A 15,718-nucleotide genomic window follows, 5' to 3' on the forward strand; every position below is an offset into this window, starting at 1 on the left:
GGCGCCGATATGGCGGCCTGGGTCAGCTACGCCATGGCCAAGCGCTTCTCGAAGACGCCGGAGAAGTTCGGCACCGGTCATCCGGAAGGGCTGATCGAGGCCGGCGCCTCCAACAACGCCTCGCTCGCCTCCGGCTGGGTGCCGGCGCTGCTCTTCGGCATCCCCGGCGACACCATCACCGCGATCGCCATCGGCGTGCTCTACATGAAGGGGCTGAACCCCGGGCCGACGCTGTTCACCAGCCAGGCCGAGAGCATGTACGCGCTCTACATCATCTTCATCCTCGGCAACATCATCATGATCCCCTTCGGCATTGTGATGATCCGGCTGGCGAGCAAGGTCGTCGGCGCGCCGCGCTCGGCGGTGATGCCGGTGATCATGATCTTCTGCGCGGTCGGCGCCTTCGCGACGGCGGGCAACAACCTGTTCGCGGTCTGGTGCGTCGCCTTCTTCGGCGTGTTCGGCTTCGTGATGGAGAAGAACGGCTATCCGGTCGCGGCGATGGTGCTGGGCATCGTCATGGGCACGATGGTGGAGCAGAACTTCGTGACTTCGCTGATCAAGTCGGACGGCTCGGTGCTGCCCTTCTTCGACCGGCCGGTCTCGTCCGTGCTGGCGGCGATGACCTTCGCGGCACTGCTCTGGCCGGTGTTCTCCTGGACGCGCGACTGGCTGAAGGGGCGCAGGCGGGTGGTGGCGGCGGCCTAGGGGTGACATGATGCGCCAGTTCCAGACATTGAGGTGCAACCTAGAAGCAGACATTGCAAAAATGGTGCGAGAATCTGCTCTCGACCATTTCGAAGTGTCGTTGTGAAGCGCGAAGATGGTCCGTTCCCGACGTCGGTAGCGTCCCCTCGGAGCCGAGTAGCCAGCGGCTTGGCTGAGGCAGTTCGGGCTATTCTGTCTCTTAGAATACCCTGGCTTGCCGCATTTCGGACGCAAGCGCGCGCCTCCGTACGCCGTCAAATCCGCAGCGGGAGGTCAATGCCCGTTCGGAGCGCGCCGGATCGTCCTTAAGCCCCCCAGCCCCGACGGTCCGGCGCCTATCTCAATCGAGTGTGGTGGAAATGGGTCGGCTAGTGACGATTTCGGCGCTTGCGTCGCAGTTTCGATGCGAGCATTTCCAGAGGATAGGCCCCTGCGCAGAAACTGTGGGCCTCAGCATCAACCTTCAATGGAACGATATGGTCGACCAGATCGTCCGTACATTCTGGCCAAGCAGCCAACTGGTCATTTGTTGGCGTTGAATCTGTCTACGATACAGTGCCCAAAGCCGAGATTGATCGAAACGCCGGTGCGCCAGAACTTAGCAGCGCTACAAGTTGGCTCTGTTTGTGGGTCTGCGTCTTCTGAAAGATCCGCGCCAAGTGAGAACGCGCTGTCGATAGTCGAACGCTCTGAGCTCGCGCCTCTTCAGCCAAGGTGAGACCGCGGGCAAGAGCCAGGGCATATTTGGCCTCGGTATCGGTCAGACTGAACATTTGCTTCACGCATCTAGCCAGATCCGGCGCTGCTTCAAGCCGTCGCAAGGCAAGCGCGACTCTATCGTTTGACCAAGTATCAAACGAGGACGACGTCGGCATCACATAGGCCGAAACGAGCTGGGAACCGTCGACGCCGTGCAAAATCAAACTGGCCTCTTCGGGTTCACCTGCAACACCTCTTTCCTGCACCGCGCTCTTGACCAATTCCTTGAGCCGCCGATGATCGCGCGGATAGCGCGCAACGAACCGCCCCAATTGGAGACCGGCTGCGCCGTCGCTCTCGGTCAGAATACTTTTGGCACTGGCGTTGGCGAAGGTGACGCACATGTTCCGATCGAGGATCACGATGCCCAAGGCGAGCCGATTCAGCGTGCCCTGCATCTCGTCTCGCTCGGCTGTGAGCCGATCGACCTCGCACTGCAACTCGTCGATCCTCTGCCGCAGTGGATCGACTCTCTTCTCCCCCACAGGAAACTGGATCAGCGTCAGGCCCAATTTGCAGATTCCTTTTGCTAGGTTCACGAGCCGTGCTCAGGACACATGGCTAGACGAGATCTCGAGGCCCGACCCGATCTGCGAGCCGCAACAGCCACATCATGACCTCTCGCTCGGTTGTGCTGAGGGTGTGGCGCTCGATGATTTCGGCGGCGACGATCCGGAATTCAGGCCATCGCAGGTAGAAATCAGCGAGATCGCGTGGGGCGGCCAAACTGGTCGGGGCGCCGCTAAGAACTGTTGATTTGAGCGAGTTTGACATGATGGCGAGGCTAGCTGCCTCAGCGCCAGCCTGCGCGTGAAAAAACTGTGAAACAGATTGGCTTCAATTCCTGCGCTACAATAAGCTCGGCCTGTGCGTACGGGATACTGCGTCATGCAGGGGGAGTTACTGCAGATCAACCTGTTCGGAGCCTGCGCGGTATCGTCAACCGTAAGCGGTGGCTTCGTTGTGTCCGGCGCAAAGCACCGAGCCTTGCTTGCACTGCTCGCAACGGCTCCTTTTGGGCGCCGCACGCGAGCTTTCCTTCAGGAGACGCTCTGGGGGGCGACCTGTTATGACACGGGTCGTCAGAGTCTCCGTCGGGCGCTTTCAGACCTCCGCCACATCATGGGGACGAGCTTCGAGCAATTGATCGTCGGCAGCAACGCCGACCTCTCCCTGGACCTCTCTCGGGTGCGCTTTCTCGGGCATGTTGCGTCCGGCCCATTTCTAGAGGGCCTCGACATCAGGGAGCCGGGCTTCGTCGCATGGGTGACAGGCATCCGTCAGAACCCCGGGCAATTGGCGGCGCTGTTCAGAGGCAGCCAGGAACTGTTCTCCCCGCTGCTTCCAGTCGTGGCGGTTCTCCCATTTCGTGCCTTGGACGGCGAGCATCCGACGAGTGTCTTGGGAGACTGGATCGCGGAGGAGATCTGCCGGTCACTCAGCCGCTCCCATCTGCTCGCGGTTATCTCACATCTGTCCTGTCGGGTCTTGGCGTCGACGCAGATCGACATAGCTGCCGTGCGCAGCGTCTTGCAGGCAGATTACTGCGTCACTGGGACGCTTCGGCGATTGGCCGGCAACCTAATTCTGGATTGCGATTTCGTGGATACACGTTCAGGGCGAATCCTTTGGACGCGTCAATTCGAGCAAACAGCCGAACGCTTCCTAGATGGGTCAACCGACGGCATTGCGGCAATCGTCGCCACTGTTGGAACCGCGATTGCTGAACAGGCGCTCGTCTATGCCCGGAGTAAGGTGCTAGCGGCCATCGATGATCATAGTCTCCTAATCTCCGGCGTCGCGCTCATGCACCGCTCGACGCTGCGGGATTTCGCCCGCGCTCGCGAACTTCTTGAGGAGGCTGCACGCCGAGCACCCTATACGCCGGAACTCCATGCCTGGCTCGGAAAGTGGTACGTCCTCAGCGTGTTCAATGGCTGGAGCGCGGATGTAGCGCGGGAGACACGGAATGCTCTCGACTGCACGGCGCATGCGTTGGACCTGGAGCCTGGCAACGCGTTCGGCCTGACGATCGACGGCTTTGCGCAAAATAACCTCTTGCGCCGCCTTGATATCGCCGATGCCCGCTATTCGGCTGCGCTGGAGCGAAACCCAAACGCGGGCCTATCCTGGCTTCTCAAGGGCGCCCTGCACGCCTTCCGTGATGAGGGAGAGGCCGCGGTAAAGGCGACGGAGCGTGCTCGTAGGCTCTCGCCGCTCGATCCCTTCGGCTATTTTTACGACTCGCTGAATGCAACTGCGCATCTCGCAATGGGCGATCATCAGCGTGCCCTCGACTTAGCCGATCGGTCTTTGGGCCAAAACGATCGGCATTTGTCGACCTTGCGCACAAAAATCGTTGCTCTGCACAGTCTCGGGAGGAAACAGGAGGCAATCGTTGCTGGTCAAGAACTTCTGCGCCGGCAGCCAGACTTTACGGTTTCGGGATACCAGCGCAGTCATCCGGCAGCTGAATTCGAGTTCGGTCGAAATGCGGCGGCAGCTCTTCGCGCCGCCGGAATTCCGTGAGAGGGAGCGGACATGTCTTTACTTGGGGGCACTGGTGGAACGGGCGGCACGGGGGGGACCGGTGGAACGGGCGGGACTGGCGGAACCGGTGGCGCGGGGGGGACTAACCTCACCGGTCTCGGCTCTTTCATTGGTGGCGCCCCTGTCGATCCGCTGACGGCCCAAGGTCTCCTCATCAGCAGTCAAGCCATCATGCACGCCGCGGGTCGCGAAGAGGCTGAGGCGCCAGCTTCTTTGAGGATGTCCGATCCTGAGAGTTTGGCAGGCTTCGAAGGGTGGGTGCGCGCATCGCTTTATCTCAGCGACTTCATGCGCCAGCTCGACTGGAAAGCAGAAGCCCGAAGTGGGGTCGGCGTCGTCTCCTTCTCATGGCAGAGGCCGACCTTCCTCTCGCTGCACAGGCCGCCGATGGCGCTCTTCTTAGAGCAGGTTGCGCTAGTGCGGGACTATATGGATCTTCGTGGCGAACGGTCGGCAGAGATCCTGACCCAACGTGGATATCCGATCGACTATTTCGCGATGATCCTCGGCCTCAATGCCGCACGCAATCGGTTCACATTTGAGCTGATCGCCGCCACGCAGATCCTCACCTCCCATGTCGCGATGGTTGCCAAGCACCATCTTGCGTGCCGACGGCCGGATCGGCTCGGGACGACGGTAATGCCAATGATCTCAACGCCCGGCCACACGACTTTCCCCAGCGCGCATGCGGCTGAAGCGTTCGCGGTCGCAACCGTGATCGAGGGGCTGCTCAAGGCGGTAAAGTCGCTGAAACACTACCCGTCTACCGAGAAGCTGGTGAGGTTGGTCTTCAAGCAGGCCGAGCGGATTGCGGTAAATCGCACCGTGGCAGGCGTGCATTTTCCAATCGATAGCTGGGCGGGAGCGGCGTTGGGCGAGGTAGTGGGGCAGATTGTGTTGGCGCTCTGCGGTGTAAAAGCAGCCAATGTCACCCCGCGAACGTATATCGCTCGGAATATCGACTTTGCTGTAAGCGCTTTCAGGCCGGATCTATGGCCCGGCGTCCCAGCGGCTCATGCTGATCCAAACATCACGGGGCTCTCCCGCGATGCCGACGGTCGTGCGGTCCCCGTCCGTCGCAGCAGCCTCTTCGACTGGCTGTGGGAGAAAAGCCTGGACGAGTTTCGGCTCGCCTAAGGTGGTGACGATGCAGACCCGCATGGTGCTTTCCAATGTCCGATGATCTCACAGCATTGATCGGCCCCTACGAGCGCTGGGCACACGGAATCGGTGCCGACTATGCGTATGCAGGCGCCACCATCGCCGATAGCCCGTTCATGGCCGCCGCTGCGGAATGGCCGGCAGGAACGAAGCCACATTCGATGATAGCAGGGCTGGAAAACAAGGATTCGTCGAAAAAGGAGCCGGCAGTCCTCTTGCCCACGCTTTGGTCCGCCGCCTTCGGCAAACCTGGACGGGTGTTCTGTCCGATCGTGCTGCACGTGAGCGAGCCGGTCAGCGCTACCGGAGCTGATCGACTGCGCGATCTCGCGGCTGCCTGCTCTCAGCTAAGGCCGGGAGAAACGGAGCGGCTTGGAAAGCAGGACACGGGCATTTGCTTCAACTCCCGGATCCCGCGTTCCGCTGTCCATCTCGGCTTCCGTCCGGACAATATCACCGAACGCTACGCACGTTGTCCCAAGGCGACTGTCCCGCCGGAGGCCATCATGGCGGTGATCGATGACGGCATCGCGTTTGCCCATGAAAACCTCAGGGATGCCGCCGGCAAAACGCGGGTGGAGTTCTGCTGGCTGCAAGGAGCAGCGCAGGAGGTCAGGGAGCCGACGGTTCTGTTTGGGCAGGAGTATCTGAGTGACGATATCGACAAGCTTATCCAAGCCTGTGGGCATGATGAAGATCTGCTCTATCGTCACGCCTCACCCGATCGGGGGGTCTATGCAGGCTCGACTATAGACCACCTGGCGACGCATGGTGCGCACGTGCTGGACGCCGCCGCCGGTCACCGCCATGGCAGCAAGCCGAACCCGAGCCGTCCCGTTCCGCCGGCGGGCAGCCTCGACGCGTTGCGGGTTGTCGCCGTGCAATTGCCTGCCCCGGCTACGATCGAAACGGCCAGCTTCGGGAAGGACGCGTTTATTCTCAGCGCCTTCCACTACATCCTCGACCGTGCGGATCGTATAGCCGAGCGCTATCTCGGGAAGGGGCGCGCGCTGCCCCTCTTCATCAACTTCAGCTACGGCTTCAATGCCGGCCCCCATCATGGTGGCGAGCGCCTGGAGCGGGCTTTGCGGTCGCTCATCCGTCGGCGCATCGCACGAGGTGGCGCGACCCACCTCATCATGCCCGCGGGCAATGACTTCCTGAGCAGTCTCCACGGAGAGATCACCCCGGATCAGCTTTCGGGAGACGACCGTGGGTTCGACATCCCCTGGCGTCTGCAGCCTAATGATCGGACATCGAACTATCTTGAGATCTGGTTGCCGCAAGGAGCGGTGCCCGACCGCGTTTCCATCACGATTACCGACCCTGTGAGTCGTGTGATCTATGACGGCCCAATCGACCGCTCGGGATTGACCATACGACATGTAGATCTGATGCTTCCCGGCGCGCTCTGCCAGCATCCGATCGGTCAAGTGAGTGTTGAGTGCTACCGGACCGGTGATGACGAGGCCCTCTGGCGTTTCGTCTTGGCGTTGGCGCCGACCGTGCCGGACAATCCAACGTTGCCGCCCAGTTCATCCGGAACCTGGACGGTGCGGCTCGGCCATCTGCACGACGTGGTTCAGCATGGTCCAATCACCTGTCGTATCCAGCGAGATATCAATCCGTTCGGCTATGCCCTTGGTGCGCGGCAAAGCTATTTCGATGACCCGGGCGATAAAGCATTTGATGCCTCAGGGCACCGGCCGCTTGGAGACAATCCCGTCGGCGTTTTCGTCCGTCGGTTCGGGAGCCTCAACGGCCTCGCGACCCACGATGCGGTGACGGTAGTCGGAGGTTTTGTGGCGACGAGTCGGAGCGCCGCCTTGTACAGCGCTGCTGGCCGCGATGCGACGCATCAATCAGCCTCGGGGCGGGTTCACCTGTCCGCTCCCTCCGACGCATCTTCAGCACTCGAAGGCGTACTTGCTGCCGGAGCCCGCAGCGGTGCCGTGTTCCGGATGTCGGGTACGAGCGTGGCAGCACCACAGGTCGCCCGCGCGGCCGCAATTGCGTACCTGACAGAACGCAGACCCGCCCACGTGCCGAGCGATTGTGGCGCAGGACATGAGCTTGTGCGCTTGCTCGATGGGCAGTTACGCCCCGCGCCACAGGACTCGATCAGTCAAACGAGGCTTGGGCACGCTCTGCTTGGAAGAGAGGGATAGGTACTGACGGTTTCATGGCTCGAAATCGGCGACTGCTCGGGCTGGCCAAGGCCCAGTCGAGGTCATGTGAAACGGGCATTGGCGGAAGCAGTCTAGCGGGCCTGAAGCGCCATGAGCAGACATTGGGCCCCCGCCCGGAAGCGGACATTCGTACCCAAGCGCGCTAGGCTTGCCCAAGGCGGCTCCGGAGGGCGCCTTGGAGGAATTCGGCAAAGGCCTTGGTCCGGGCCGGCGGATTCCTGGGCCAGACCGGATGGGCGCCGTGGCCGCGTTCGACGGGAGCAGCGTAGCCTTCCTGAAGCGAGACAAGCTCTCCCTTTGCGACGCGTTCGGAAATCACCCGATCCGGCAGTGTGGACGTCGCGGGGCAGGTGGGAAAGTTTCAGAGCGCCGGACGCGGATTTCCAGCCGAAGCCTATCAGCGCGCATCAGGAAGGCGATCGCGTCACAAGAGCTGACGAAAAGCGCCCCAGGCCGATCAGGCGTAGCAGTTTCGTGCCCGATTTTAGCCTTGCGATGCATCTGTCAGCGCGCCGCAGATTTCGGCTGACCGCTGACGCCGCCGGTCAGGCCCTCCAGCCATGTGTCAGTTGCTGCGAACTGCCTGCCAGCCTCGACCGTCTTCCAGAATGTCACATCGGCCCAATGCACGATCGTGTTTTCGAGGCTGCGCTCCAGCAATTCTCCTTCGGCCGAGTGCGCCGCCGCGATATGCGCCACCGCCTCGGGCAGATCCATGGAAAAGCAGATGAAGACGCCATAGCCAGGGTGACGAACCGACGGGAAGCCGACGCAGTAAGGATCGGCCTTCCAGCGCTTGACGTTGTCCGGTTGGAACTCCCAGACCTTGCCGATGTCGTGGCAGAGCGCGCCGGCGATTAGGATGTCGCGATCATAGCGGAAATTGGGGAACAGGGCCGCCATTTCCTCGGCCGTCTTCACCGCCAGGCGGCAGACCGAACGCATATGGTCGCATTGCGTGCCGGTCAGCAGCGGCATCGAGTCATAATTCCCCGAGGGCTTCATCTCGCCGATCTGCGTGAAGCCATGGGCTTCGAGCGCGGCGACCCAGGCGTCGATGACCTTGTCGCGCAGGACACGGTCCTCGATCCAGTCGATCTCCGGCATCTCGGCCACGCGGGCGGCGCGCTTGACCTGCGTGATCTCGATCGACTTGCCACGCAGCGATACCGTTCGCGGATAGGTCACGTTCTTCTCCGAATTGCAGATCGTTGGACGATGGTCACTGCGCGCCGATCAGGCGCGGCAGCCACATGACGATGTCGGGCGCGGCGATGATCAGGACGATCATCGCGAGCAGGCTGCCGATGAAGGGGAGGACGCCGAGGATGACGTCGCTGATGACGCCCCGCCCCCGGACGCCTTGCACGACATAGAGATTGACCCCGACAGGCGGCGTGATCATCGCGGTCTCGCAGAGCAGGACCACCATGATGCCGAACCAGACCGGATCGAACCCGGCCTGGACCACGACGGGAACGATGATCGGGATCGTCACGATCATCATCGGCAACGGCTCCATGAAGCAGCCGAGGATCAGGTAGAAGACGATGATCGCGACCAGCGTTCCCATCGGGCCGAGCCCGAGCCCGGTGATGAAGCTGTTCAGCGCGCCGACCAGCCCGATCGCGGACAGTACGAAGTTCAGGAAGAAGGCCGAGGCGACGATCAGCATGATCATCGCCGATGTCCGCATCGTCCCGTCGAGCGCCTCGAGGATCATCCTGACGGAGAGTCTGCGGTTGATCGCCGCCAGCCCGATCGCGACGACCACGCCAAGCGCGGCCGATTCCGTCGGCGTCGCGAAGCCGGCATAGATGCTGCCAATCACGATCAGGAAGATGATCCCCGGCGGCACCAGCCCGCCGAGGCTGGCGATACGCTGGTTCCAGGAGGTTTCGATCGCACGCCCGCGCCATTGCGGCCGGATGAGGCAGCATATCAGGATCGTTGCCATGAAGATCAGGCCGAGCACGATGCCGGGCACGAAACCGGCGAGATAGAGCTGCGGCACCGAGGTCTGCGTCAGCCAGCCATAGATGATCAGGTTGATCGAGGGCGGGATCAGGATGCCCAGTGTCCCGCCCGCGGCCACCGTGCCGAGGAACAGGCGCTCGCCATAGCCATAGGACTTGATGACCGGGGTCGCGACCGTTCCGATCGTGGCGGCGGTCGCGACACTCGATCCGGAGGTCGCGGCGAACACCATCGACGCCCCGATATTGGCGTGCATCAGCCCGCCGGGAAGCCAGGCGAGCCAGTGGCTCATCGAGCCGTAGAGGCGATCGGCCATGCCCGAGCGCAGCAGGATCTCGCCGAGCAGCACGAAGAGCGGCACGCTGACGAGAATGGCGTTGGTCGAGGCCGACCAGATCACCTCACCCATGGCGAGATAGATCGGCATCGGAGAGAACGCGGCACCGAGCGAGAGCGCCAGCAGCAGGAGCGCAGCGCCGACGGGGATGCTGAGCCCGAGCAGGACGATGAGGAGGCCAAGGGAGGTCGGGACCATGGCGGCTATCTCGGGATCACGGGTTGAGCATCGACGGCGTCGAGCGCCTCCTCGATCTCGTCGGCGACATCCGGCGTCGTGACGATCGCGCGGGCTGCGACTTCGTCTCCGCGGATCAGGGCCAGGGCAACGCAGCCCAGCTGCTCCACGCAGACCAGCGCGAACCAGAGGAGCCCGACGAACCAGAGGCCTTGCGGGATCACCAGCAAGGTGCCGAGCGAGGTGTTTTCCCGCGCGCCGAGCTCCCAGGAAGCATAGACCGTATCCCAGGCGAACCAGGCGAGGATCAACGCGACCGCGCCGAGCGTGCCGAGTGCGAGAACATCGAGGCAAATGCGGATGCCGGGCGGCGTCCAGTTCCTGATGACGTCGATCCGCACATGCGCTCGATTCAGGAGCGCATAGCTGAACGACCAGCTGGCCGAAATCGCGAGCGCATAGCTCGACAATTCCGTGCCGACGCTGAAGGGGATGTGGATCGCCTTGCGCGCCAGGATCTCGATGGTGATCACCACCGCAGATCCGACGAGCATCAGGCCGCCGATGCGGGCCATCCATACCGAGATGGCCGCGACGGGTGCGTGAAACCTCACCATGTCCATGCCCTCGCCCGTCTGCGGCGCTACGGCGCAACCGCCTCGACGCCCGCGACCTTGCCGACGGTCGCGTTCCACTCGGCAACGCATTCGGGACCGCAGCGCTTGGCCCAATCGGGCAGGACGCGCTCGCGCAGGATCTTCTGCGCGGCCGCCTTGTCCGAATCGGAGACGGTGACGAACTTCATCTTGGGATTGGCTTCGATGCCGTCCTTGCAGGGGCCGAGGCCGGTATTGCAATTGACGCCGTCCTGGAGGTCGCTGCCAGCCTGTGCCCACATCCGGTCTTCCAGCTCGGCGAACTGCTGTTCGAGAAACGCCCGTGCTTTCTCGTCCAGACGTGACCAGCTGCGCAGATTGGCACCGAAGAACGTCATCGACCATCCCATCGGCAGCGCGTAGAGATGATCGCTCACCTCCCACCAGCGTGCGGTATTGCCGGCCGAGGTACCGGTCACGGCGCATTGCGCGACGCCACGCTGCATGGCCGGGATGACTTCAGCGAAGGGCACGTTCACCGAGGAACCGCCGGCCCCCTCGACCATCTGAGACATCGCCCGGTTGAAGGTCCGCACCGCCTTGCCGCGCAGCGAGTCCAGGCCGGTTATGTCCCCCTTGCAGTAGAACATCTGTGCCGCGACCGGGCTCATGCTCAGGAGCTTGGTGTTGTATTTCGTCTCGAGGGCCTTCGCGAGAGCTGGCCGGAAGGCGTCCGCAGCCTTGCGCTGGGTGGCGATGTCGACGGTGACGCCGGGCAGGTCGAGGCCGTCGAAGCGGGAATCCTCGCCCGCCATGTAGCTCATCGTCGCCTCGGAGATGTCGAACACGCCCTGGCGGAGCAGCCGCAGCACCTCCGGCCCACGCAGGCCGAGTTCTTCCAGCGATCCGAATGTCGTCGTGATCGCACCGTTGGTCTTCGCCGCGAGCGTTTCCGTGAAGAACGGCTTGTAGACCTTCTGAAACAGATTCTGCGTCTGGTTTCCGCCAGACACCTTGAGATTGATCTTAGGGAAATCCTGGGCCTGCGCTGCCATGGCTGACAAGCCAAGGCCGGCGAGAATCGTCAGAATCCGGATCGATCGCTGCATCGTGCTCTCCCTGAAGGGTCGGTTATCCGACTTCTGGCGCGCAGCCTAAGCCACATTGCAATCACAAATCCAATTGGACTATCTTGCTTCATAACATTGGATTTTTAAATGCGCCCGACGATTGCTGAACTCGAGGCTTTCGTCTGGACCGCCCGGCTGGGCTCGGTCCAGGCCGCAGCCAGGCACCTGTTCCTGGCTCAACCCACGCTCTCGCTACGACTGAAATCGCTGCAGGACGAGCTCGGCGTCAGGGTTTTCGAACGGTCCGGCGCAACATTGAGACTGAGCCCCGATGGGGAGCAGCTGTTCGGGCACGCCATATCGATCATCGAGGAGCTTGCGCGCATGCGCGAGCGGGCGGGATCGACCGGTGCGCTGCACGGCACGGTGAAGCTCGGCATGCCGGAAACCTTCGCGGTCGCCTGCCTGCCCAGGATCCTCAAGGACCTCGCTGCGCTCCATCCGCTGCTGCGCCTCGAACTGTCGGTCGCAACCAGCACGCAGCTCGAAGACGAGCTGCGCGAGCACCGCCTGGATGTCGCCTTCCTGGTCCATCCCAGCGACGGGGCGGCCCTCAGGCTAATCGAGCTCGGGCGTCAGGAGGCGGCGTGGGTCGCGGCCGAGAGCCTGCGACTTGGACCGATCGTACGGCCAGCCGATCTGCAGGACTGTCAGATCCTGACAAATCCTCCTCCCTCCGCCATGCATCGGCAGATCACCGACTGGTTTAGCGCAGCTGATGTGAGGCCCAGGCGGCTCGATTTCTGCACCGGCCAGATGGTCATTGCCCATCTCGTCCAGGAGGGCGTCGCCGCAGCCTTCCTCCCCGTGAAACTGATGGAACCCGTCCTCGCGAGCGGAGCCGTCGTCAAGCTGCGTTCGGTGCCCGAGTTCCCCCATGCCGCGGTCTGCGCCGGTCATCGCATCGGTGGAGCGACGGCCGAGATCGAAGCAGTCATCGCCGCAGCGCAGCGGGTCCTGAGCCAGGTACCGTTCCTGCTGCCGCCACAGCGCGCTGAGCCCCGCTAGCCCGCTGATTGAATTCAGTTGTAGCCACTCAGCCCGCTCCATCGACCTTGAGGTAGTCGGTCGCCTCCAGCGCCTTCTGGATCGATTTCACCATTGCGCTCGCCGGCGCAGTCAGGCCGCCCTCCGGATAGCTCGTATAGACTCGACCATGAAATCAGATCGGGCACCGAGCGCAGGACCCTGACCCGAACGGCCCTAACATCGGCTCCCATCAAGCAAGCCGGCAGGACGCCGAGCGCCACGCCCGACGAGACGAGGTGGCCGAATGGCGACTCAAGGCATCAATTTCTTCTTCTCGCCCCATGTCGCGATCATTCCCAGCCTTGTGATCTTCGCTCTCGTTCTCGCCACCAACGTGCAGGGTGATTCCTGCTCCTCTCGGGGATCGTCATGATCGGCGGCGCGATCGGCGCCATCGTCGGTGTTCACCTACTGACACTGCTCCAGGTGCAGGGGATCGGCCTTGCTGCCGCCGTCGTGCTAGGCGCGCTCGCCGGGCCGGCGCAGGTGGGTGACCGGGTGATCGCGATGGCAGGCGGAGGGCAGCATCCCCCCTCTGGACCATCAGCGCGGCACTCGGATCGATCGCGATAGGTCTGGCGCTGATGGCGCTCGGCCTCGGTCCGGTCGGGGTTGCAATCGGGCTTTATGGAGCCGGAAACGGCGTCTTCTCTATTGCCAAGGGGACGCTCCCGCTCGCCCTGTTTGGGCCGGAATGCTGTGCGCCTCTGATTGGAAGGCTCGCTCGGCCAAGCTTGATCGCTCATACGGCACGCAAGTTTACTATCTGCCGAGCCGGTCCAGAATGGGCCGTCCGAGACGCAACCGGAGCCGTTTCTGGGCTTAGCCCCACCATGGCCGACGTATGCGAGACGGCGGATCGCATGGCCAAGCGAACGAGCACCACGGTCGCGCTAACAGACGAAGCTCGGATATACCTGAACTCCATTGGAATGGCTCACCGCTATCGGTTGCCTTGCGGTCGCTTCGCCCCACGACCATGCCTCCATTTGAGTTATCGATTTCCGGTCAGCGACGTATGAATGGGGTGCGAGCCGACTACTCCGTTCGGGCGGCTAGCATTCTCAGTTTCCGCGTCGCACGCGGACATCGGCCAAACCAGAGAAATCGACAGTCGAGGCGTACACGGTCGCATTGCCGTCGTACTAGCGCGAGGAGTTTCAGCACCTCCGGGAGCTGGCGAACGATCACAACGAGATGCCAAGCCACTTCGATATTTGGCAGGCTGCCGCACCGCCGGCCAGAACGTTGCAGGCGACAAAATGGAGGCCCGTCCCAATAGCTCCTAACCGGAGGAAGATTGCTCGACCTCACTCTTCATGGCCCGTAGGGTGACATGGCTTGGGTCTCGCGCATGAGAACAGAGCACATCGGGAGAACCAAGCCATGGCCAACGTTGACACGTTCTTCCTCCAGCCGTTCAAGACACATCGAAAGCGCTTGGTGCCCAGCCAGTGCATTTCAGCCAAGAGCCGGCATCACGCGCTCAATGAAGGTGAGCGCCTGAGCAAAACGGCCGAGGGTTTGGCTGTCATCCACGTCGTTGCGGACGACGAGACCGGTGAGGTGAGCGAGCTTTCTGTGTTGGCACGCCACGGCTCGATTCCCGAGGAATTTGAAGAGCAGATTAGGGCGCTTTGAGACTAAACGCGGCAGCGTTGGCCGGTGTTGAAACCCTTCACCGGCGAACACATCCCGGCCGCGGGGTGCTTCTACGGAACCGACACCAGCCCGGCCCGGACAACCGGGAGCGCAAAATCGGACTGCAACGCGCCGAGTCCTCAGCGGACCGCAAAATCAATCGTTCCGATGGGGTGTAACAGATCGATTCCAGCGTCGCTGGTTCAGGACAGCTAGAAGCGGAACGCGGCCATAGTCGTCAGCATGGAAATAATTTCTCCTTGCCTTGCAAGTTTATCCTGCGCACACCATTTTAAGGCAGTCTCGAAACGCATCGGGATTTTACTTCAGAGAATTTGCGCGAAGCGCCCCGATCTGGGCCAAACGGAGCCCAGCCATGACAAATATTTCCGGACACTGGTTCAATTATCGCGTTTGGGCCGCAGATCGCTATCTGGTTTGGATCGCGCATGGTGGCCTCATCGCCGCGTTCGCATTGGTTTTCGCACTCGTCCTGAAATGATGTTTCCCATGGAACCGCACCTGGAAAAGGCTCGGCTTGCAGCCGCTGGCTATGCTCCGGCGCCGGAGGCGTCGTCGCCGACCTATGGAATGATCGGCATGGCGCTTTTCCTCGTCGGCATGTGGGGAGCGGGCAGGTTTTATGACGTGCCTCTGATCCCCCATTTGTCGTTGATTGTTGTTGGCTCGCTGATCGCATTTCCCGTTGGCATCTGGCTGCAAAAGAAGCGGAAGCGGCGCCATGTCGATGCCTATCAGGCTGAGCTGGTGCGTCTTGGCACAGGGCGCAGGTCATGAGCCTCGACTTTCCCAACTCGATCCGGCGTTACGAACCCGGCCGCGGCTGCGTGAGCTTCTGGGGCTCTGAAGCGTCATTGGAAGTGATGTTCCAGATCGAGCTCGACGTTCTGCGGACTTTAAGCCCCGCTGTCATCGACGGCAGCGAGGGCTCGTTCCTCGTCGCATTCGACCTCAATCGCTCAGCCATATTGCAGGCCGCTCGCTCCGCTTATCTGAAAAAGCGCGGGGGCTATCATCGGCTCTCGGCCGACGCCTTCCGCTAGCAATAGCGGGGTGACTACCGGCGGCGAGTATCGACCGGCGAGTGCAGCGGGTAGGCTTGCGTTTGTCCAGCCATCGTCAATCGCAGGAGCGCGACATCATGAGCGAACGGCGAGAGCTATATCGCAATCCCACCGGCGACTGCTGGTTTCTGGGGCGGGAGCCGACGAGCGGTGCAGCATTCGTGATCCATCAACCGAACGGTCCAGGAGGCGGCCAGCTGTCGCATATCGAGTTGGGAGCGTTCCTCGCCTCCGGAAAGGCGGACCGTCCCGAGCAAAAGGCCTTGCTCCGCCTCATCGGGACGCTCGTGGACGTACCTCCCTACGCAAACCGGACGTGATGTCGTGATCGCGGCTCCGGCCGCCAACCAAGCTTCGGCTGTTACGCTGTCGCATTCAT

At 62.2% G+C, this 15,718-nt stretch carries 15 protein-coding genes; 9 read left to right on the forward strand and 6 right to left on the reverse strand.

Annotated features, from left to right (window positions below; genetic code table 11):
* Positions 1 to 708: tripartite tricarboxylate transporter permease (locus tag B5Y19_RS24905; RefSeq protein ID WP_176168726.1), on the forward strand; the 708-nt coding region annotated here is incomplete at its 5' end.
* A gap of 545 nt (positions 709 to 1,253) precedes the next feature.
* On the opposite strand, the gene B5Y19_RS24910 is transcribed toward B5Y19_RS24905, so the two are convergent.
* The gene (locus tag B5Y19_RS24910; RefSeq protein WP_055730718.1) at positions 1,254 to 1,979 is read right to left on the reverse strand and encodes a helix-turn-helix transcriptional regulator; all 726 of its coding nucleotides are present in this window, start codon (positions 1,977 to 1,979) and stop codon (positions 1,254 to 1,256) included.
* A gap of 376 nt (positions 1,980 to 2,355) precedes the next feature.
* On the opposite strand from B5Y19_RS24910, the gene B5Y19_RS24915 reads away from it, so the two are divergent.
* The 3 genes from B5Y19_RS24915 (at position 2,356) to B5Y19_RS24925 (ending at position 7,346) form a co-directional block, all read left to right on the forward strand.
* On the forward strand, positions 2,356 to 3,996 hold the full coding sequence (locus tag B5Y19_RS24915) for a tetratricopeptide repeat protein (RefSeq protein WP_079592334.1): 1,641 nt from the start codon (positions 2,356 to 2,358) through the stop codon (positions 3,994 to 3,996).
* Positions 3,997 to 4,236: 240 nt separating this feature from the next.
* Positions 4,237 to 5,154 carry a phosphatase PAP2 family protein gene (locus B5Y19_RS24920; protein WP_244555721.1) on the forward strand — a complete coding sequence of 306 codons (918 nt, stop codon included), beginning with the start codon at positions 4,237 to 4,239 and terminating at the stop codon, positions 5,152 to 5,154.
* Positions 5,155 to 5,189: 35 nt separating this feature from the next.
* The gene (locus B5Y19_RS24925) at positions 5,190 to 7,346 is read left to right on the forward strand and encodes a S8/S53 family peptidase (protein ID WP_079592335.1); all 2,157 of its coding nucleotides are present in this window, start codon (positions 5,190 to 5,192) and stop codon (positions 7,344 to 7,346) included.
* 525 nt (positions 7,347 to 7,871) lie between these two features.
* Here B5Y19_RS24925 and B5Y19_RS24930 read toward each other — a convergent pair.
* Genes B5Y19_RS24930 through B5Y19_RS24945 form a run of 4 tightly spaced genes read right to left on the reverse strand, consistent with a single transcriptional unit; the run spans position 7,872 to position 11,563 of the window.
* Positions 7,872 to 8,555: an HD domain-containing protein gene (locus tag B5Y19_RS24930; RefSeq protein WP_197282508.1), complete on the reverse strand. Its 684-nt coding sequence runs from the start codon at positions 8,553 to 8,555 to the stop codon at positions 7,872 to 7,874.
* A gap of 34 nt (positions 8,556 to 8,589) precedes the next feature.
* Entirely contained in the window at positions 8,590 to 9,879 is a 1,290-nt protein-coding gene (locus B5Y19_RS24935; RefSeq protein ID WP_055730723.1) for a TRAP transporter large permease, read from the reverse strand.
* A 5-nt stretch (positions 9,880 to 9,884) separates the two neighbouring features.
* Positions 9,885 to 10,475 (reverse strand): TRAP transporter small permease subunit, encoded by a 591-nt coding sequence (locus B5Y19_RS26255; RefSeq protein WP_176168727.1) that lies wholly within the window; start codon positions 10,473 to 10,475, stop codon positions 9,885 to 9,887.
* 26 nt (positions 10,476 to 10,501) lie between these two features.
* Complete coding sequence (locus B5Y19_RS24945) at positions 10,502 to 11,563, reverse strand: TRAP transporter substrate-binding protein (protein WP_055730725.1); 1,062 nt, start codon at positions 11,561 to 11,563, stop codon at positions 10,502 to 10,504.
* A gap of 108 nt (positions 11,564 to 11,671) precedes the next feature.
* Between B5Y19_RS24945 and B5Y19_RS24950 the strand changes: the two genes are divergently transcribed.
* The gene (locus B5Y19_RS24950; RefSeq protein WP_055730726.1) at positions 11,672 to 12,592 is read left to right on the forward strand and encodes a LysR family transcriptional regulator; all 921 of its coding nucleotides are present in this window, start codon (positions 11,672 to 11,674) and stop codon (positions 12,590 to 12,592) included.
* Positions 12,593 to 12,865: 273 nt separating this feature from the next.
* On the opposite strand, the gene B5Y19_RS26260 is transcribed toward B5Y19_RS24950, so the two are convergent.
* The gene (locus tag B5Y19_RS26260; RefSeq protein ID WP_156367149.1) at positions 12,866 to 13,021 is read right to left on the reverse strand and encodes a hypothetical protein; all 156 of its coding nucleotides are present in this window, start codon (positions 13,019 to 13,021) and stop codon (positions 12,866 to 12,868) included.
* A gap of 978 nt (positions 13,022 to 13,999) precedes the next feature.
* Between B5Y19_RS26260 and B5Y19_RS24960 the strand changes: the two genes are divergently transcribed.
* The 4 genes from B5Y19_RS24960 to B5Y19_RS24970 all read left to right on the forward strand — a co-directional run bounded on the left by B5Y19_RS24960 (position 14,000) and on the right by B5Y19_RS24970 (position 15,318).
* A complete protein-coding gene (locus B5Y19_RS24960) occupies positions 14,000 to 14,254 on the forward strand; it encodes a hypothetical protein (protein ID WP_055730727.1) in 255 nt (84 codons plus the stop codon).
* A gap of 376 nt (positions 14,255 to 14,630) precedes the next feature.
* On the forward strand, positions 14,631 to 14,756 hold the full coding sequence (locus B5Y19_RS26650) for a hypothetical protein (RefSeq protein WP_280174414.1): 126 nt from the start codon (positions 14,631 to 14,633) through the stop codon (positions 14,754 to 14,756).
* Between the two features lie 8 nt (positions 14,757 to 14,764).
* Positions 14,765 to 15,052 carry a hypothetical protein gene (locus B5Y19_RS24965; RefSeq protein WP_079592340.1) on the forward strand — a complete coding sequence of 96 codons (288 nt, stop codon included), beginning with the start codon at positions 14,765 to 14,767 and terminating at the stop codon, positions 15,050 to 15,052.
* Positions 15,049 to 15,318 (forward strand): DUF1488 family protein, encoded by a 270-nt coding sequence (locus B5Y19_RS24970; protein WP_061966613.1) that lies wholly within the window; start codon positions 15,049 to 15,051, stop codon positions 15,316 to 15,318. Before B5Y19_RS24965 ends, B5Y19_RS24970 begins: the two co-directional genes overlap by 4 nt.
* Positions 15,319 to 15,718 lie beyond the last annotated feature (400 nt).

The sequence above is a fragment of the Allobosea thiooxidans genome (genome assembly GCF_900168195.1).
Lineage (GTDB): Bacteria > Pseudomonadota > Alphaproteobacteria > Rhizobiales > Beijerinckiaceae > Allobosea > Allobosea thiooxidans.